We start from the raw sequence: 18755 nt of genomic DNA, 5'->3' as shown, positions 1-18755 counted from the left end.
GTTCCGCTATTTCAGGACCAGCAGCGCGGCTTTTTCGAGGCGGTCGGCGATATCGGCATACGATTCGTAGCCCATTCCGGCGCGTACCAGCGCTCCCGCGTAGAGCAGTTCCAGTGATTCGACGGTTTCCGGGTCGGCTTCCGGTTCCAGGGCGCGGGTGAGCCGCCGGCGGATCTCCATACCGATGCGGGTGCGCAGGTGCTGTACGTCGGGATCGCGGCCCAGCAGCGCGCTGGTCACGGCGCCGGACAGTTCCGGTTCGTCGGCCACGAGCAGGGCGATACCCCGGAGTTCGGCCAGGACGCGCACCGTGGGGTCGGTGTCCTGGCTGACCGGTGACGGCGAGGACCGGATGCGACGCCAGAAGATTTCCGCGACCAGGTGTTCCTTCGAGGAGAAGTACGTGTAGGCGGTGGCGGTGCCCACGCCGGCGGTTCCGGCGACCATGCGGATGGTGAGTCCGGAGAAACCTTCCCGGGCCAGGACTTCCATCGCGGCTCTGGTGAGTTTGTCGACGGTGTCCGCCTGCTTGCCGCTGAGGCGGCGCCTGGTCGCCTCGAGAATTCTGGAATCGCCTTCGGACATGTGTCTAGATAGTAGTGTCGGTCAGGTGCCGGATCAACTTCCCCCGCCCGCGACCGGCGCGTAATGTCGGTCACCGCCGTGACCCCGGTGCGCTACGGAAGAGGGACCCACCTCGATGGGGCGATCGCTCCGCCGCTGCCACGGACCGCATGTACCCGCTTCGAAGGAGACTCGATGTCCCTCCCGGCTCCCGCCCGGCAGCTGACCGATGAACAGTTGTTCGAGCACGCCCGCCGCGCCACCGGCTTCATGCCGGAGGAGGAGGGCCGCGCGCTGCACGCCGCCGCCGCGGAGTACTGCCACGGCGGCGTCATCACCGAGATCGGCACCTACTGCGGTAAGAGCGCGATCCTGCTCGGTGCCGCCGCCCGGGCCCGCGGCGGGGTCGTGTTCACCGTCGACCACCACCACGGCTCCGAAGAGCACCAACCGGGCTGGGAGTACCACGACACCACCCTGGTGGATCCGGTGACCGGCCTGTTCGACACACTGCCCCGTTTCCGGCACACCATCGACACCGCGGGCCTCGGCGATACCGTGATCGCCGTCGTCGGCACCTCCGCGCGGGTCGCCGCCGCCTGGCGCACGCCGATCGAATTCTTGTTCATCGACGGCGGTCACACCGAGGAGGCCGCCGGCCGCGACTACCGCGGCTGGGCCAAATGGGTGGTACCGGGCGGCGGCCTGGCCATCCACGACGTCTTCCCCGACCCGGCCGACGGCGGGCAGGCGCCCTACGGGATCTACCGCCGTGCCCTGGACAGCGGCGAGTTCCGGGAGGTCTCGGCCACCGATTCCCTGCGCATCCTGGAACGGACCGTCCCGTCCCCCGAACTCCGACCGGGAGGCGCGGACCGTACCCTCCCCGGCACGGACAGGTGATCACTCCGACCGATGATCGGGGGCCCGCCCGGCGGCATATCCGCGTGCCCAGGTGTAATCGGGTTTGCCGCTGGGCGAGCGGGTGATGGCCTCGGCGACCCAGATGGCCCGCGGCACCTTGTACCCGGCGAGATGGCGGCGCACATGGGCCTGGAGATCGGCGAGGTCGAGTTCGCCACCGGCCCCCTCCGCGAGAGCGACCACGGCGGCGACCTGCTGTCCCCACCGCACATGGTCCACCCCGATCACCGTGGCGTCGTAGACGGCGGGATACGCCTTCACCACACCCTCGACCTCCTCGGCGAACACTTTCTCCCCGCCGGTGTTGATCACCATGTTGCCGCGGCCGATGAGGCTGATGGTGCCGTCGTCCTCCAGCCGGGCGCGGTCGTCGGTCACCACGATCCGCCGGCCGTCGACCACCTTGAACAAGGTCGCGGTCCGCGCCTCGTCCTTGTAGTAGCCGAGCGGGACCGCGCCGGTTTTCGCCAGCCAGCCTTCGGCCCCCGGCTCCACCGGGTGCCCCTCGTCGTCGACGACCACCGCGCCTCGCCCGATCGAAACCCGCGGTTTACGGGCCGGATCGTCGTTCTTGCTCGCGAAGCCGATACCACCGAAACCGGTTTCGGAGGAGCCGATGGAATCGGAGACGAACAGACCCGGTATCAGTTCCAGCAGCGCGTTCTTCGTCGGCTGGGTGAGCAGCGCGGCGCCGGAGGCGATCATGAACAGTCCGGTGGTATCGACCGGGCCGGCGCGATAGGAGTCGATCAGCGGCCGGGCCATGGCGTCGCCGGTGATCACCATGACTCCCGGATGTTCGGCGGCCACCGTCCGCCACACATGGGCGGGATCGAACCGGGGCACGAAGATCACACAGTTACCGGACCACAGCGCGATGAAGGTCGGCATCATCGCCGCCAGATGCATCAGCGGCGGCAGGATCAGCCAGGTGGACGGTGCACCGGCCGCTCCGGTGCGGGACTGCTGGTATTCGTCGGTGACCGGTTCGTTGCTGTAGAAATCGATGCCGCCGCCGAGGACCCGCCACATGTCCTCCTGCCGCCACAGCACACCTTTGGGCATACCGGTGGTGCCACCGGTATACATGACGAACAGGTCGTCGGCTGTGCGCGGCACCTCGGGCCGGGTGGTGGGCGCGGCGGCGGTGACCGTGGCGAGGCAGTCCACGTCCGGGTCGGCGGCGGTGCGGTCGTCGGCCGCGCACAACAGATATTTCAATCGCGGTGCGCGGCGGTGCGCGGCACGGACCGCGTCTCCGTAACGCGCGTGGTAGACGAGGTATTCGAGATCGGCGTTGTCGTAGAGGTAGACGAGTTCGTCCGGCCCGTACCGGAAGTTGATGTTGATCGGCACCGCGGCCAGTTTGAAGCAGGCGATCAGCGTCTGCATGGTCTCGATGCTGTTGTGCATCTGGAACCCGACGTGGGTGCCGCGGCCGACGCCCACCGACGCCAGATGGTGGGCGAGCTGGTTGGCGCGTTCGTCCAGCTCCCGGTAGGTGACGCGCCGCCCCTCCTCGATCAACGCGATCCGGTCGGGCATGGCGTCGACCGAGTGTTCGAACAGGTCGGCGAAATTGTTGGCCATATCAATCCTGCGGTGTGCCGATCCTCCACCGGGCGGGGAGGAATCAGAGAACGGTGAGAGGCAGCGGTATCCCGCGATCGGTGAACCGGAAGTCGACGCCGGTGCTGAACCGGGTGATCGCCACCTCCGGGGCTTCGGCGAAAGGTTCGGCGGCGAGCGCGATCTCGGCGGTCCACCCGTGTGCGCCCGTATCGGTGACCCGGCTGTGGAACCGCGCGTCGACCCCGCGCACCAGGGAGTCCAGTGGCCCGAGATGGTCGGGGTCGATCATCGATGCCCAGCCGCGGTCGGTGAGCGCGCCGCTGGTCCGGGGGAAACGTACTCGCAGAACATCGGTACCGGGCTCGACTTCGATACCGGTGTAGTGCCGGGGGTTCAGCGCCGGATGTACGGCCATCACCCGGGCGAGTGCCTCGATATCGTTGCCGAGCCCGAGGCAGGCGCGGATCCGCTCGGAGGCCACCCCGGCGATACCGGTGAACTGTTTGCGCCCGATCTCGAGTGCCGAATCGTCGTCGGTGCGTTCGTGGACCGCGATCATGAACCCGAGTACCAGCAGATGCTGTTGCAGACATACCTCCTCGGCGATCCGTACCAGTGCCGAGCGGGAGAAGTCGGCGAACCGCAGATCGCTGAGCAGTGGCCCGGCGTAATCGCCCCGGCCTTCGTCGGTGCGGTCGATATCGGCGAGTGGTAGCTGTGCCGCCACCGACCCGGCGACCAGCGGTGCGTTACGCGGAACCTGCGGCGGCACATGGGATTCGTCGATGACCACCGTCCACGCGCAGACCGGGTGCCGGTCGGCGGGTTCCCGCGGCGGCCGGTGGATCGGCCGCACCTGAGCGTATTCGTTGGTGGCCAGAGCGGTGGCGTCGAAGGTGGGGTCTTCGATGTCGTGGCACATCGACCGCACATAGTCGGTGCCCATCGGTTCCACATCGGCGAGCGCGCCGCAGTGGTCGAGCCAGAATTCGCCGTGGTGCGCATCGTCGACCCGGAAGCGGAAATCCATGAACTGTGGTGGGGCGCCGATATCGAGCTGCAGACCTTTGAAGATCGTGATCACATCGTCGCCGGTGTATCCCAGGGCCTGCTGCATCCGCCGGGTGTAGACCGGGCTGGACAGCTGCCACTCCTCGATCGCGACCTCGGCCATTCCCTCCCGGCCGAATGCGGAGATGCAGTGCGCCATACCGGACCGGTCGATCAGCTGTCCGCACAGCAGCAGTTCGGGGACCAGCGCGGCCAGCTCCGCCCGGCTCAGCGCGTGGAACCGGCTGGTGGGTACGGTCACCGGGTTCACCACAGGGACGCCGGGGCGGTGCCGATCCTGTACCAGCCGGGCAGCCGGCCGGAGGTGGCCTTCGCGATACGCGCGTTCATCCCGTCCGATATCGCCTTGTCGGTGATCATCTCCAGGAAGAGCGCGGAGACGTTGCCGTAGTCGAAGAAATCACGCTGCCACGACCACTGGTAGTCGCCGCCGTAGCGGAACCAGCTGCCGCCGATACCGTTGACGGTGTATTTGCTGCCGTCGGCGCGAGTGGTGGTCTGGTACTCCTGTTTCCAGAAGCCGATGACATCGCCGCTGTGTTCGTCGATCACGAATTTCTGGTACGGGTACTCCCAGCCTTCCAGGCCTTCCATCTCCTGGCCCAGCGCGAGGTCGCGGATCTCGGCGCGGCCCACCGCCATGAATTCCTCGGTGGGACCGTAGTTCCAGCCGTAGGTGGCGTCCTCGGTGTACATCTCGGCCAGCGGCTTCCAGTCACCGGCCTTCTCGCAGCGTTCGTTCTCCGCCACCCAGCGGCGCACCATCTCGTCGAGTTCGGCGCGATCGAAACCTGTCATCGTGTCCCTTTCGAAAAGAACCAGTCGGGCTGTGTGGAGTCAGTCGTCGGTGTCGTCGGCGACGAGTAGCAGGGCCTGGGTCGGGCAGTAGCGGACGGCGTTGCCGACGTCGGCCGCGTACTGCGGGCCCGGATTCGGATCGAGGATCTGCACCTGGCCGCGTTTGGGGACGGAGAAGAGATCGGGCGCTTCGGCGGCGCAGACGGCGTGTCCCTGGCACAGGTCCAGATCGGCCACGATTTTCATGGTGTGTGCTCCCTCGGCGTCGGATGTGCGGAGCGCGCCGGTGTGCCGGGCATCGCGGACGGGCCGGGCGCGGTGACCGGCGGCCGCGGCGGGGTGGGTTCGCCGAGCCGCCGGAGCGGGTGTCTCCGAGGTGGAACCCACCCGGTCCGAGAACGAGTTCCTCCCCTGTATCGGGGGACCCGACCGCGGGAGAGACACATAGCTGGACATGTGTCTGGACGCTACCACCGACACCTGCGGCCGACAACGATTCAGCAATTTTTCCAGATTTCACGGGGGACGCGGATGAATTCACCGATGTTGCCGTCGATGCGACCGCGCCCGCCGGCGACCGGCCGAACAGGAACATGTTCTTGCGTGCCGGGAAGTGTCCGAATTATATTCCGTACACCTGTCCAGACACTCTCGCCGGATCGCTGCGGCGCGGAAGGAGCAACCATGACCGACTCCACCCCCGGGCCCACCGTGCGCGAGCGGGGACTGGCCAAGATGGCGGAAGTCTACGGATGGGAATTCCGGGACGGCCCCGGCGATCATTTCGCCGTCACCGCCGACCACCTCTTCGCCGATATCTGGTCACGCCCCGGCCTCACCCTGCGCGACCGGCGGCTGCTGCTCCTCGGCGCACTCACCGCGCAGGGCCTGTTCGACGTGGCCGGTATCCAGATCGGTGCCGCACTGCACAACGAAGAGCTCGACGAAACCCAGTTGCGGGAGATCTCCCTGTTCCTCTGCCACTACGTCGGCTGGCCGGCCGGTACCTCCCTCGACCATGTGATCGGCGCCCAGCTCGACCAGCACGCGAAGAAGACGAAGAAAGCCGACCGCAACGGTCGCTGACGACCGCGTTGTCCATCCGCCGGGACGCGCCGCGGCCCGCCGGCCCCCACCACAGACAAGGCCCAGAGGTATGCGTTTCGGCATCGTCCTTTTCACCAGTGACCGCGGGATCACCCCCGCCGCCGCGGCCCGCGCCGCCGAGGAGAACGGATTTTCCTCGTTCTACGTCCCCGAACACACCCATATCCCGGTGAAACGCGAGGCCGCGCACCCGCAGACCGGAGACTCCTCCCTCCCCGACGACCGCTATATGCGCACTCTCGACCCCTGGGTGTCCCTGGCGACCGCGGCCGCGGTCACCGACCGTATCGAACTGGCCACCGCGGTGGCGCTGCCGGTCGAACACGATCCGATCACCCTCGCCAAAACCATCGCCTCCCTCGATCACCTCTCCGGTGGGCGGGTCACCCTGGGCGCCGGTTTCGGCTGGAACACCGACGAGCTCGCCGACCACGGCGTGCCCGGTAACAAACGACGCACCGTACTGCGGGAGTACCTGGAGGCCATGCGGGCCTTGTGGCGGGAGGACGAAGCCTCCTACGACGGTGACTACGTGAGTTTCGGACCGAGCTGGGCCTGGCCCAAACCGGTCGACCGCACGGTGCCGGTACTCGTCGGCGCAGCCGGCACCGAACGCACCTGCGCCTGGATCGCCGCGCACGCCGACGGCTGGATCACCACCCCCGGAGAAACCGATATCTCCGAACGGCTGGCGACATTGAAAAAGGCCTGGGCCGACGCCGGCCGGGAGGGTATGCCGCGCGTGGTGGCCCTGGACGTCAAACCCGACGCCGAACGCCTGGCCGCCTGGGCCGACGCCGGGGTCACCGATGTGCTGTACGGATTGCCCGATAAGCCCGGACCGGAGGTGCGTGCTTATCTCGAACGCTTGGCTGGCAAACTGCGAAGCATGAATTCGATCACCGAGACGGGTGGGGACAGCTAGTGCGGATCGCCTTGTTGTCCTACCGCAGCAAGCCTCATTGCGGTGGGCAGGGGGTCTACGTGCGCCGGCTCAGCGCCGGCCTGGCCGCCCTCGGCCATCAGGTGGAGGTGTTCTCCGGCCAGCCCTACCCGGCCGATCTCGACCCGCGCGTGACCCTGACCGAGGTTCCCAGCCTGGACCTCTATCGTGAGGACGACCCGTTCCGTACCCCGCGTCCCAGTGAGATCCGCGACCGGATAGATCTGCTGGAACTGGCCACCATGTGGACCGCCGGGTTCCCCGAACCCCGCACCTTCAGCCTGCGCGCGGCCCGGCTGCTGCGCGAGCGGGCCCGCGACTTCGACGTGGTCCACGACAACCAGTGCCTCGGCAGCGGGCTGCTCGATATCGCCGCCCGGCTGCCGCTGGTGGCCACCGTGCACCACCCGATCACCAAGGACCGCGAAGTCGACCTGGCCGCCGCGACCCGGCGGCGCAAACCCCTGGTGCGCCGCTGGTACGGATTCCTCGGAATGCAACAGCGCATCGCCCGGCAGATCCCCGATCTGCTCACCGTCTCCTCCTCGTCGGCACACGATATCGCCGCCGACTTCGGGGTCGACCCCGCTCAACTGCAGGTGGTACCCCTCGGCGTGGACACCGCACTCTTCGCGCCACGCGGGCCGCGGGTACCCGGCCGGATCGTCGCCGTCGCCAGCGCCGACAAACCCCTGAAGGGCATCACCCACCTCCTGCGGGCACTCACCCGCCTGCGGATCACCCATCGCGTCGAACTGCAGCTGGTCGCGAAACTGGAACCGAACGGTCCCACCGAGAAACAGATCGCCGAACTCGGATTGTCCGATATCGTCACCGTCCGCTCCGGGCTGACCGATACCGAGCTCGCCGAGGTCCTGGCCTCCGCCGAGCTCGCCTGCATCCCGTCGCTCTACGAGGGCTTCTCCCTGCCCGCCGTGGAAGCGATGGCCTCGGGCACCCCGCTGGTGGTCAGCCGGACCGGGGCCCTGCCGGAGGTCGTGGGCGAACCCGGGGTGTGCGCCGAACTCACCGAACCCGGCGATTCCGCCGCCCTGGCCCGGGTGATCGGGCGTCTGCTGGATTCCCCGCAGACCCGGCAGCGGATGCAGCGCGCCGGCCGCGAACGCGCCGTCTCGGTATTCAGCTGGGAATCGGTGGCCGCCCAGACCGTGCGGGTGTATCAGCGGGCCATCGACCGGCGCGCCGGGAAACCGGTAGAACTCACCACCACAGGAGGACCGTCGTGCTGACCGTCGACTTCGACCGCGCCGGAATCGGCCCCGGAACGCGAGTGATCGATGTGGGCTGCGGCGCCGGCCGGCACTCCTTCGAGGCCTACCGCCGTGGCGCCGATGTGGTCGCCTTCGACCAGGACGCGCCCGAACTCGCGAATGTCGCCACCATGTTCGAGGCGATGGACCGGGCCGGGGAGGTTCCCGCGGGGGCGAAAGCCGAGACCGTGCACGGCGATGCGCTCGACCTGCCCTACGGCGCCGGCGAATTCGAGGTCGTCATCGCCTCGGAGATCCTGGAACACGTCCCCGCCGACGACGCGGCCATCGCCGAACTGGTACGGGTGCTGCGGCCCGGCGGCCGGTTGGTGGTGACCGTGCCCCGCTGGCTGCCCGAACGGGTGTGCTGGGCGCTGTCCGACGAGTACCACGCCAACGAAGGCGGGCATATCCGCATCTACCGGGCCGACGAATTACGCGACAAGATCACCGCGCGTGGTCTGCGGCACACCCACCGCACCCATGTGCACGCCCTGCACTCACCGTACTGGTGGATCAAATGCGCGGTCGGCGTGCACAAGACCGAACATCCGCTGGTCCGCGCCTACCATCGGATGCTGGTGTGGGACATGATGAAACAGCCGCCGCTCACCCGGACGGCCGAGCGGTTGCTCGACCCGTTGATCGGTAAGAGCGTGGCCCTGTACTTCAGTAAACCGGCGGTGACCCGTGCCGCCGGTTGAACTACCGTCGGTACCTTCGGTTCTCACCCGTCGCCAGTGCCTGCGCACCGCGGAAACCATTGCCGCGGCCCAGGAACCGTCCGGTGCCATCCCGTGGTTCCCCGGCGGGCACACCGACCCGTGGGACCATATCGAATCCGCGATGGCGCTCACCGTGGCCGGTCTGCGCGACGAAGCCGTCGCCGCTTACACCTGGTCGGCGCGCACCCAGCGTGCCGACGGGTCCTGGCCCCGGCAGTTCCGTGACGGCGAGGTGGAGGACCCCGCCACCGACGTCAACTTCTGCGCCTATATCGCGACCGGTCTGTGGCACTATCTCGCCGTCACCGGTGACACCGCGTTCGCCGCCGACCTGTGGCCGGTGGTGTCCGCCGCGATCGACCTGGTGATCGACTCCCAGGGCGAGCACGGACAGATCTACTGGTTACGTGACGGCGCGAACGTCCTGCCCGAAGCGCTGGTCACCGGTTCGGCCAGTATGTACCACAGCATCGGCGCCGCACTGGAGCTCGCGCGCCGGTTCGGTGACCCCCGCCCCGACTGGGAGCGTGCCCGGATCCGGCTCGGCACCGCCCTGCGGGAGCATCCCGAGGTGTTCACCCGCAAGGACCGGTACTCGATGGACTGGTACTACCCGGTCCTCGGCGGCGCGCTGCGCGGTCGCGCCGGGTACGCCCGGATCGCGGAGCGCTGGAATACCTTCGTGGTCGGCAATATCGGCATCCGCTGTGTCAGTGACCGGCCGTGGGTCACCGGCGCCGAAACCTGCGAACTCGTCCTGTCCCTGGAAGCGCTCGGTGATCACGACCGCGCCCGCCGGTTGTTCGCCGATATGCAGCATCTACGCGAAACCGACGGCTCCTACTGGACGGGACTGGTGTACGCGGACGGGAAACGCTGGCCGGTGGAACGCACCACCTGGACCGGTGCCGCGGTAATCCTGGCCGCGGACGCACTGTCTCGGTCCAGCGCCGGTAACGGGATATTCCGCGATATGGCCGCCGACGCCGTCGAGGGGCGGGCGGTACCCGTGCGGATCACCGGATAGCGCCCGCCCGGCGCCGCTCAGAGCTCGGCCAGGCGCGGCACCACCGGTGCGAGGGTATCGATCCACCCGGCCGGCGACCCGCCGGGCGGCATGACGATGGCGGTGTGCACCCCGAGCTCGGCGTAGCCGGCCATCTGACGCACGAAGTCGTCGTGCGCACCGGGATCCGGGGTGCCCGCCAGGATGGTTTTACGGATCCGCTCGTAATCGGTGCCGGCCTCGTCGCAGTGGCGGCGCAGCACATCGAGCTTGTGCGCGACCTCCTCCGGCGCGGACGCGAACAGATTGCAGGCGTCGCCGTACCGCGCGACCAGCCGCAGGGTGCGTTTCTCCCCGCCGCCGCCGATCAGCACCGTCGGCCGGTGCAGCGGTTGCGGCGAGCAGATCGTCTCGGCCAGCCGATAGTGCTTGCCTTCGAAGGGGCCGTTGTTCTGCGGATCCCACATCTGCGCGCAGATCCGCAGGGTCTCCTCCAAACGGTCGAACCGCTCGCCGACCGGCGGATACGGCACACCGAGCCCGTGGTGTTCCCGCTCGAACCAGGCGGCACCGATACCCAGGGCGGCCCGGCCCCCGGACAGCACATCCAGCGTGGTGACCGTTTTGGCGAGCAGCCCCGGATGCCGGTAGGTCACGCCGGTCACCAGCAGTCCCAGCTCGATGGTGGAGGTGTGCGCGGCCAGGAACCCGAGGGAGGTGTAACCCTCCAGCATGTTCGCTTCGGCGGGTAGCCCGGTCGGCTCGATCTGGAAGAAATGGTCCATGAACGACAGCCAGGTTCCGCCGGCATTCTCCGCGGCCGCGCCCACGCGGGCGAGTTCCCCGGCGATGGCGCCGGTACCGCCGTCGATTTCGAAAATCGGTATGTGGAAGCCGAGCTCCATCAGGTTTTCTCCCCTTGCCGTAGTGGATGGTCCTCGGCCATACGCTACGACCTGGAGTGCTCTCCAGGTCAAGGCGCGCGGAAGTGTTACCGACGGGCGGCCCGGGCGTACCGCCATGATCGTCGGGGACCGCGTGCCCAGTCGGCGCCGGCAGGAAAACATCATGGGAGACAGAAGCAACGGTGCGCCGGCGCCCGGTGGGGGCTCAGCGTTGGATCAACAGGGCGGTCGGGTTGAGTACGACCCACTCCTTGTTCGACCAGGTATCGGATCCGTCTATGGCGTCCCAGCCGCGCAGAGCACCGTACTGGCCGATATCGGCCAGCGCCAGTTCCTTGTTCAGCAGCGCGTTGTAGCGAGCTCTGTCCGCGGCCGTGTGTTCCGCTGTCACGCGCGCAGCCCGTAGTTCACGCTCGAGGTGCCTCAGGGTGCTGGCACGTTCGGACTCGAGTGCACGCAGAGTGATCGTCTCGGCCTCGGGTCGTAGCGCCATCCGCACCACCCGGTCCTGCCGGGCGGAAGGGTCCTTCGCCTGGGTGGGATCGGCGTAGTGGAGTGCGACCTCCCGCAGCGGCGAGGCATAGGTCCCGGATCCGGTGGGGCCGCGGCCGGGCCGCACCGGGCCGGCGATGAATGCGGGCCGCACCGAGACCGTCGGCGGCTCGCGCGGGCCACACTGCGGCCGCCGCACCGAAGTCCTTGGCCGCCGCGCCGAGCGCACCGCGCACAGACCGCCACACTTCGTCCAGGCCGCCGTCCACAACCGCCACTGTGCCGCACACCCACTCGCGGCACGACACCGCCTCTCTCGTCGAGCACACCGACCGGGAGATCGTTCCCGAACGGATACAGCGAACACCGGCCCGGCTGCGCGGGTCGCCTGCGTGTGGCTCGACCCGTCCGGTCCGACGAGCCGGTGATCGTGCCGTCGATCATTCGAATCGGCCTGATCCCAACCCGGCCGCTCACGTGCCGGGTGGCGCATTGGCCACGAGCCACGGTATCGGTGCTGGTCGCGGCGCGGAGCGACCGGCGAATTCCCGGGGTCGCCCCGAGTATCGGCAGCCGGGGCGGCCAGGGTGGGCCCGCGCCGCCACTATCGTCAGCGTCCATGCAGGTCAGCGAGACGAACACCGAGCGGGCGGGCGGCGCGGCCACCGTCCGGCGGCTGCGCGCCGACCAGGCCCGGCGCATCGCGGATATCCTCCGCCGGCAGATCCACGCGGGCGCCGTCGGCGACACCCTGCCCAGCGAACAGCGGCTGGCCGCAGAACACGAAACCTCCCGTAACACCATCCGGGACGCGCTGGCGTTGCTGCGCGACGAAGGTCTGATCGCCCGCGCCCCCCGGATCGGCACTCGGGTGACCGCGCGTAAATACGATCACGGCCTGGACGCGCTGCTGGGGTTGCAGGAAACACTGGAAGGTCGCGGGACGGTGCGCAACGAAGTCCGGGCCGGCCAGCGCATCACCGCCCCGCCCACGGTGGCGCGCCGTCTCGGGCTCGACCCCGGGCAACAGGTGGTGTACCTGGAACGCCTGCGCTACCTCGGCGACCAGCCGCTGAGCCTGGACCTCACCTATCTGAGCCCCGAAATCGGTGACCGGGTACTGCGACACGACCTCGCGCACACCGACGTGTTCGTCCTGCTCGAACAGCTCAGCGGGCAGTCGCTGGGCTCGGCCGAACTCACCGTGGAGGCGATCCCCGCCGACCGGCACACCGCCGCCACCCTCGACATCCCCGACGGGGCGCCGCTGCTCATGCTCGAACGCCTCACCCACCTCGACGACGGCACCCCCGTCGACCTCGAATACATCCGGATGCGCGGCGACCGGATCACGCTGCGCGGCAGCCTCTCCCGCGGCATCCCCGAATGGAAGGTCCTGTAGATGGCACTGGTGAACCAGCGCACCGATATCCCCGTGACCATCGACGAATCCCTGTGTATCGAGGGATGCACATTGTGCGTCGAAATATGCCCGCTCGACTCGCTGGCCATAAATCCCGACAACGGCAAGGCCTTCATGCACGTCGACGAATGCTGGTACTGCGGTCCCTGCGCCGCCCGCTGCCCGACCGGTGCCGTCACCGTCAACATGCCGTATCTCCTGAGGTAGACCCATCATGTCCATTCCGAAACGCCTGATCGCGTTCCTCGCCGCCGGGGTCCTCGCCCTGAGCGGCTGCTCGCTGGAAGACGCCGCCGGCGGCGATACCGTGCGCGTCGTCATCGGTTATCAGTCCAAGACCATCAACACCGTCACCGCGGGCACCCTCCTCCGCGCCCAGGGCTACCTGGAGCAGCGGCTGCGGCAACTCACCGACAACGGCGGCCCGGCCTACGAAGTCGAATGGCAGGACTACGACACCGGCGCACCGATCACCGCGCAGATGGTGGCGGAGAAAATCGATATCGGTTCGATGGGCGACTATCCGCTGCTGATCAACGGGTCACGCACCCAGGCCGGCGAACGTTCCCGCACCGAATTCATCGCGGTCACCGGCTACAACCCCAAGGGCGCGTTGAACATGGTGGTGGTGCCCCCGGATTCGCCCGCCACCGGACTCCGCGACCTGGCTGGGGCGAAGATCTCCGCCAGTGTCGGGTCCGCCGGGCACGGTACCCTCGTACAAGCGCTGACCCGGGCGGGTATCGACCCGGTCCACGGTGTGGCGGTACTCAACCAGCAGCCGCAGGTCGGCGCATCGGCGCTGGAATCGGGGCAGGTGAGCGCCCTGTCGCAGTTCGTGGCATGGCCGGGTCTGCTGGTGTTCCAGGACAAGGCGAAACTGCTCTACGACGGTGCCGAGCTGAACGTCCCCACCTTCCACGGTGTGGTGGCCCGCAAGGCCTACACCGCCGAACATCCCGAGGTGGTCGACGCGTTCCTGCAGGCACAGCTGGACGCCACCGAATTCCTGTGGCGCGAACCGCTGGAGGCGGCACGTATCGTGGCCGAGGGCTCGGGCTTGCCGCAGGAGGTGGTGTACCTCTACAACGGGCCCGGCGGCACCTCCTTCGACACCACCCTCAAACCGAGCCTGCTCGCGGCGTTCGAAGACGATGTGCGGTATCTGGAATCGATCGGCGACTTCGCCGACCTCGACACCGGTGCCTTCGCCGACGACCGTCTGCTGCGCGCCGCCTACGCCGCCCGCGGCCTCGACTACGACACCGCGGTGGCCGACACCACCAACCACACCGCCGGCTCGGGTACCGAGCTGTGGCTCGACGGACAGGACACCACCCGGCCGGCCGGTAGTCCCACCGAACTGCTGCGCGCCGTCAAGACCGCCCGCGCACAGGGGACGGGGATCCGTGCCGCCTATGTCCTCGATTCCGAACTGGGCACCCGCTGGTTCGCCGACAAAGCGGTATGGCTGCGCGCCGGCGACACCTACCTGGCGTTCACCACCCCGGCCGCCGCGCAACGCCACCGGCAGGCGCATCCCGCCGCCCGGCCGGTGAGCTACGAGCAGGCCGTCGCCGAGGTCCGGTCGTGACCGCGGCCGCCACCGCCGATTCCGGCGCGGCCCTGCACAGCGACCGGGGCCGTACCGGGCACACCACCCGCTCGGTGTGGCCGGGGCGGGCACTGCGGCTGGGGTCGGTGGCCGGGGCGGTCCTGATCTGGCAGCTACTGACCGCCGCGGACGTCCGGTTGTGGCTGCGGTTCGACACCCTGCCCACCGTCACCGATATCGTCACCGCGTTCGGCCGGCAGTTGGGCACCGAGGTCTACTATCTGGACCTCGCCCAATCACTGATCCGCATCCTCACCGGTTTCGGTATCGCTACCGTACTCGGGGTGGCCAGCGGTATCGCCCTGGGCCGGTCGCGGCTGTTCGCCGGAATCCTCGGCCCCCTCACCGAACTGGCGCGGCCGATCCCCGCCATCGCGGTGGTACCCATCGCCATCCTGCTGTTTCCCGACGACGAAGCCGGCATCGTGTTCATCACCGGTCTCGCCGCGTATTTCCCGATCATGGTGAGTACCCGGCACGCGGTACGCGCTCTGCCCACCCTGTGGGAGGACTCGGTGCGCACCCTGGGCGGCAACCGGTGGGATGTGCTGGCGCGAGTGGTGTTCCCGGGGGCGCTGCCCGGTATCTTCGGCGGGCTCTCGGTCGGTATCGGCGTCGCCTGGATCTGCCTGATCTCCGCGGAGATGATCTCCGGCAGGCTCGGCGTGGGCTATCGCACCTGGCAGGCCTACACCATCGTCGATTACCCCGGGGTGTTCGTCGGGATCGTCACCATCGGGGTGCTCGGCTTCGGCACCTCGGCGGCGATCGAACTACTCGGCCGCCGGGTCACCCGCTGGCTCCCCAGGGGAGAGGAGAAGGCCCGATGACCACCACGCTCACCACCCCGGATGCGCGCGCGGACTCCGGTGAGTACGGGATGAGCCTGCGATTGGACGATGTCTGCCTGTCCTACACCGGCGAACCGGTGATCACGGACCTGTCCCTCGCTATCCGCCCCGGTGAGATCCTCGTCCTCACCGGGCCGTCCGGGTGCGGTAAATCCACGGTGCTGCGCGCCCTGGCCGGTCTGCTGGCGCCCGAGGCCGGGCGGGTACTCGCCGACGGTGAACCGGTGACCGGCACTTCCCGTGACCGTGCCGTGGTCTTCCAGGACAACGCGCTGCTGCCGTGGCGTAGTGTCCGCGCCAATATCGAACTCGCGCTGCGGTTGCGCGGCGAACCGAAAGCCGGGCGGCGCGCCGCCGCCGACCGATGGATCGAGGAAGTCGGGCTCACCGGTTTCGGTGATTTCCTGCCCAAGAATCTGTCCGGCGGGATGCGCCAGCGCGTCCAGCTGGCGCGCGGCCTGGCCGGAGCGCCGCGAGCGGTGATGATGGACGAACCGTTCGGCGCGCTGGACACCCAGACCCGCCACACCATGCAGCGCCTGCTGATCGACACCTGGCGCACCCACCCCACCACCATCGTGTTCGTCACCCACGACGTAGACGAGGCGCTGCTGCTGGGTGACCGGGTCGCCGTACTCGGGCGGGCCGGTCGACCATTGCGCGCCCTGATCGATGTCCCGACCCCGCGCGCGGCCGCCGACCGGCAGGCCGATCGTGCCCGACTCGTGGAGGCCCTGTCGTGAACGCCCCTGTTTTCGTGGCGCCTGATCTCGCCGACACCGTCCGTCTCGACTGCGATGTGCTCGTGATCGGCGGCGGCACCGCCGGGACGATGGCCGCGCTCACCGCCGCCGAACAGGGCGCGGAGGTGCTGCTGCTGGAGAAGGCGCACGTCCGGCACTCCGGGGCGCTGGCCATGGGGATGGACGGTGTGAACAACGCGGTCATCCCCGGAAAGGCCGAACCGGAGGACTACGTCGCCGAGATCACCCGCGCCAACGACGGCATCGTCGACCAGCGCACCGTGTATCAGACCGCGACCCGCGGCTTCGCCATGGTGCAGCGGCTGGAACGGTACGGCGTGAAATTCGAGAAGGACGAGTACGGCGACTACGCGGTGCGGCGGGTACACCGCTCCGGTTCCTACGTACTGCCGATGCCCGAGGGCAAAGACGTGAAAAAGGTGCTGTACCGGGTGTTGCGGCAACGTAGGAACCGGGAGCGGATCCGGATCGAGAACCGGCTGATGCCCGTGCGGGTGCTCACCGCGGACGGACGGGCCGTCGGCGCGGCGGCGTTGAACACCCGCACCGGCGAATTCGTCACCGTCGGCGCGAAAGCGGTCGTTCTGGCGACCGGCCCGTGCGGGCGGCTGGGGCTGCCGGCGTCGGGATATCTGTACGGCACCTACGAGAACCCCACCAACGCCGGTGACGGCTACTCGATGGCCTACCACGCCGGCGCGGAACTGAGCGGTATCGAATGTTTCCAGATCAATCCGCTGATCAAGGATTACAACGGTCCCGCCTGTGCCTATGTGGCCAACCCGTTCGGCGGCTACCAGGTGAACGCCCGCGGCGAGCGGTTCGTGGACTCGGACTACTGGTCGGGCCAGATGATGGCGGAGGTCGCACGCGAGATCGATTCGGCACGCGGACCCATCTATTTGAAGGTGTCACATCTGCCGGACGAAACCCTGAGCACCCTCGAAGGGATCCTGCACACCACCGAACGCCCCACCCGCGGCACCTTCCACACCAACCGCGGCCACGACTACCGCACCCACGATATCGAGATGCACATCTCCGAGATCGGTTTGTGCGGCGGCCATTCCGCCTCGGGCGTGTGGGTGGACGAGAACGCGCGGACCACGGTGCCCGGCCTGTACGCCGCCGGTGATCTGGCCTGCGTCCCGCACAATTACATGATCGGTGCCTTCGTATTCGGTGAACTGGCCGGCGCCCATGCCGCGGCGACCCGCGCGGAGGTGGCCGCGCCCGGCGAGTTGCCCGCCGACCAGGTCGCCGCCGCGCACGAACTCGTCTACCGCCCGCTGCGCCATCCCGACGGGCCGCCACAGCCCCAGGTGGAATACAAACTGCGGCGTTTCGTCAACGACTATGTGGCGCCGCCGAAAACCGCGGCGAAACTGTCGCTGGCGGTGGAGACCTTCGAACGAATGCGCGGCGATATCGCGGAAATGGGCGCGCGCACCCCGCACGAGCTCATGCGCGCGGTCGAGGTGTCGTTCATCCGGGATTGCGCCGAAATGGCGGCCCGTAGTTCCCTGACCCGCACCGAATCCCGTTGGGGGCTCTACCACGAGCGCGCCGACCTGCCCGAACGCGACGACCAGCAGTGGCGCTACCACCTCAACCTCCGCAAGGGAGCCGATGGTGGCATGGAGTTCCTCAAACGACCGGTGGCGCCGTATCTGGTGCCCGTGCCCGGCCTGGACGAGCTGCCCTCACCGGGGGAGCCCACCGTGATCGCGCAGCCGGAGCTCGTCGGGCACCGGCGCGCCCCGAATACCGCCGCGTCCGCGAACCGGGCCCCGGTGCCCGCCGGCGCGCCACCCGCATCGCCCCGGCTGGTGACACTGCTCGCCCTCGACGCGCCCACCGCCGCGCAACTCGCCGGATATCTGGCCGATACCGACGAGCGGGTGCGGGTCGCGGCGGTCGCGGCCTTGACCGAGCACACCCCGGAAGGTTTCGCCCCGCTGCTGATGCGTGCGCTCGACGACCCGGCGGTGGTCGTGCGCGGTGCCGCCGCGGCCGCGCTGCGCGAACTGGTGGAGCTCCTGCCCGGCGCCGAGGGGCTCGCGGATCGGTTGGACTCATCCGATCCGGTGGTCCGCGCGGTGGTCGTGGATCTGCTGCGCGCTCTGCGCGCCGGTGCGGCAGCCGACTATCGCGCGGCACTGGAGGATCCCGATCACCGGGTGCGAATCGAAGGAGTGCGGGCACTGGTCTCGGTGAACGAACGCGACGCGATCGCGGCCGCGGCCGCCGACCCCAATCGTGAGGTGCGGATCGCGGCGGCCCAGGGCCTGGCCACCATCGGCGATGGTGGGGCCGAGATCGTCCGGGTCCTGGCCGGCGACCGCGACCCACTGGTACGGGCGGCAGCGCTGGCCGCGTTCGCCGATACCGGGGCCGCCGCGGCCGATATCGAGAGCTGCCTCGCCGCGCTCGGCGATACCGCCTGGCAGGTGCGAGTCGGTGCGGCCCGCGGCCTGGCCGCCGCCGGCCCCGCTGCCGCGGTGCCCGCCCTCACCGCGGCGCTCGCCGATCCGCACCTGGATGTGCGCAAGGCCGCGGTGCTCACCCTCGCCCGCTGGCCCGGGCACGAGCCGGCCCGGCTGGCATTGAAGGGGGCGGTGGACGATTCCGACGCGGATGTCCGCGCCTATGCCCGTCGCGCGCTGGTGGCCTGATCGCTCGGTGTGGCTCCACGCGGCTGTGACGGCTGTGCGGGGCCGGGGG

Annotated in this window: 19 protein-coding genes; 12 read left to right on the top strand and 7 right to left on the bottom strand. The window is 68.9% G+C overall.

The annotated features are described in order from the left end of the window. Positions 1-6 precede the first annotated feature (6 nt). Positions 7-585: a TetR/AcrR family transcriptional regulator gene (locus ACYR7D_RS21400; protein WP_459546314.1), complete on the bottom strand. Its 579-nt coding sequence runs from the start codon at positions 583-585 to the stop codon at positions 7-9. Positions 586-759: 174 nt separating this feature from the next. Between ACYR7D_RS21400 and ACYR7D_RS21395 the strand changes: the two genes are divergently transcribed. Next, entirely contained in the window at positions 760-1467 is a 708-nt protein-coding gene (locus ACYR7D_RS21395; protein WP_459546313.1) for a class I SAM-dependent methyltransferase, read from the top strand. On the opposite strand, the gene ACYR7D_RS21390 is transcribed toward ACYR7D_RS21395, so the two are convergent. The 4 genes from ACYR7D_RS21390 to ACYR7D_RS21375 are packed head-to-tail and all read right to left on the bottom strand — an operon-like array spanning position 1468 to position 5175. Further along, on the bottom strand, positions 1468-3078 hold the full coding sequence (locus ACYR7D_RS21390) for an acyl-CoA synthetase (RefSeq protein WP_459546312.1): 1611 nt from the start codon (positions 3076-3078) through the stop codon (positions 1468-1470). Between the two features lie 43 nt (positions 3079-3121). After that, positions 3122-4372 carry a hypothetical protein gene (locus ACYR7D_RS21385; RefSeq protein ID WP_459546311.1) on the bottom strand — a complete coding sequence of 417 codons (1251 nt, stop codon included), beginning with the start codon at positions 4370-4372 and terminating at the stop codon, positions 3122-3124. A gap of 5 nt (positions 4373-4377) precedes the next feature. Then, positions 4378-4929: a nuclear transport factor 2-like protein gene (locus ACYR7D_RS21380; RefSeq protein ID WP_459546310.1), complete on the bottom strand. Its 552-nt coding sequence runs from the start codon at positions 4927-4929 to the stop codon at positions 4378-4380. 39 nt (positions 4930-4968) lie between these two features. Continuing rightward, positions 4969-5175 (bottom strand): ferredoxin, encoded by a 207-nt coding sequence (locus ACYR7D_RS21375; RefSeq protein ID WP_459546309.1) that lies wholly within the window; start codon positions 5173-5175, stop codon positions 4969-4971. 438 nt (positions 5176-5613) lie between these two features. On the opposite strand from ACYR7D_RS21375, the gene ACYR7D_RS21370 reads away from it, so the two are divergent. The 5 genes from ACYR7D_RS21370 to ACYR7D_RS21350 all read left to right on the top strand — a co-directional run bounded on the left by ACYR7D_RS21370 (position 5614) and on the right by ACYR7D_RS21350 (position 10002). After that, entirely contained in the window at positions 5614-6015 is a 402-nt protein-coding gene (locus ACYR7D_RS21370; protein ID WP_459546308.1) for a carboxymuconolactone decarboxylase family protein, read from the top strand. Positions 6016-6085: 70 nt separating this feature from the next. Further along, positions 6086-6961, top strand: a complete 876-nt coding sequence (locus ACYR7D_RS21365) for an LLM class F420-dependent oxidoreductase (protein ID WP_459546307.1) — start codon at positions 6086-6088, stop codon at positions 6959-6961. Next, a complete protein-coding gene (locus ACYR7D_RS21360) occupies positions 6961-8229 on the top strand; it encodes a glycosyltransferase family 4 protein (protein ID WP_459546306.1) in 1269 nt (422 codons plus the stop codon). Before ACYR7D_RS21365 ends, ACYR7D_RS21360 begins: the two co-directional genes overlap by 1 nt. Further along, complete coding sequence (locus ACYR7D_RS21355) at positions 8223-8954, top strand: class I SAM-dependent methyltransferase (protein ID WP_459546305.1); 732 nt, start codon at positions 8223-8225, stop codon at positions 8952-8954. The genes ACYR7D_RS21360 and ACYR7D_RS21355 overlap by 7 nt, the downstream gene beginning before the upstream one ends. After that, positions 8941-10002, top strand: coding sequence for a glucosidase family protein (locus ACYR7D_RS21350; protein ID WP_459546304.1), 1062 nt, complete (start codon positions 8941-8943; stop codon positions 10000-10002). The genes ACYR7D_RS21355 and ACYR7D_RS21350 overlap by 14 nt, the downstream gene beginning before the upstream one ends. A gap of 17 nt (positions 10003-10019) precedes the next feature. Here the strand turns inward: ACYR7D_RS21350 and ACYR7D_RS21345 are convergent, their stop codons facing one another. Both ACYR7D_RS21345 and ACYR7D_RS21340 read right to left on the bottom strand, forming a co-directional pair. Beyond that, positions 10020-10886, bottom strand: a complete 867-nt coding sequence (locus ACYR7D_RS21345; RefSeq protein WP_459546303.1) for an LLM class F420-dependent oxidoreductase — start codon at positions 10884-10886, stop codon at positions 10020-10022. A gap of 205 nt (positions 10887-11091) precedes the next feature. Continuing rightward, a complete protein-coding gene (locus ACYR7D_RS21340; protein ID WP_459546302.1) occupies positions 11092-11577 on the bottom strand; it encodes a hypothetical protein in 486 nt (161 codons plus the stop codon). Positions 11578-11997: 420 nt separating this feature from the next. Here ACYR7D_RS21340 and ACYR7D_RS21335 point away from each other — a divergent pair, with 420 nt between their 5' ends. The 6 genes from ACYR7D_RS21335 to ACYR7D_RS21310 all read left to right on the top strand — a co-directional run bounded on the left by ACYR7D_RS21335 (position 11998) and on the right by ACYR7D_RS21310 (position 18706). Further along, positions 11998-12780, top strand: coding sequence for a GntR family transcriptional regulator (locus tag ACYR7D_RS21335; protein ID WP_459546301.1), 783 nt, complete (start codon positions 11998-12000; stop codon positions 12778-12780). Beyond that, entirely contained in the window at positions 12781-13008 is a 228-nt protein-coding gene (locus ACYR7D_RS21330) for a 4Fe-4S dicluster domain-containing protein (protein WP_280401792.1), read from the top strand. It abuts the gene before it with no gap. 7 nt (positions 13009-13015) lie between these two features. Continuing rightward, positions 13016-14395, top strand: coding sequence for an ABC transporter substrate-binding protein (locus tag ACYR7D_RS21325; protein WP_459546300.1), 1380 nt, complete (start codon positions 13016-13018; stop codon positions 14393-14395). 74 nt (positions 14396-14469) lie between these two features. Then, complete coding sequence (locus ACYR7D_RS21320) at positions 14470-15246, top strand: ABC transporter permease (RefSeq protein WP_459550233.1); 777 nt, start codon at positions 14470-14472, stop codon at positions 15244-15246. Further along, a complete protein-coding gene (locus ACYR7D_RS21315; RefSeq protein ID WP_459546299.1) occupies positions 15243-16010 on the top strand; it encodes an ABC transporter ATP-binding protein in 768 nt (255 codons plus the stop codon). The genes ACYR7D_RS21320 and ACYR7D_RS21315 overlap by 4 nt, the downstream gene beginning before the upstream one ends. Further along, the gene (locus tag ACYR7D_RS21310) at positions 16007-18706 is read left to right on the top strand and encodes a fumarate reductase/succinate dehydrogenase flavoprotein subunit (protein ID WP_459546298.1); all 2700 of its coding nucleotides are present in this window, start codon (positions 16007-16009) and stop codon (positions 18704-18706) included. The genes ACYR7D_RS21315 and ACYR7D_RS21310 overlap by 4 nt, the downstream gene beginning before the upstream one ends. Positions 18707-18755 lie beyond the last annotated feature (49 nt).

Source organism: Nocardia sp. X0981 (assembly GCF_977089955.1).
This window is presented reverse-complemented; position numbering and strand designations above follow the sequence as displayed.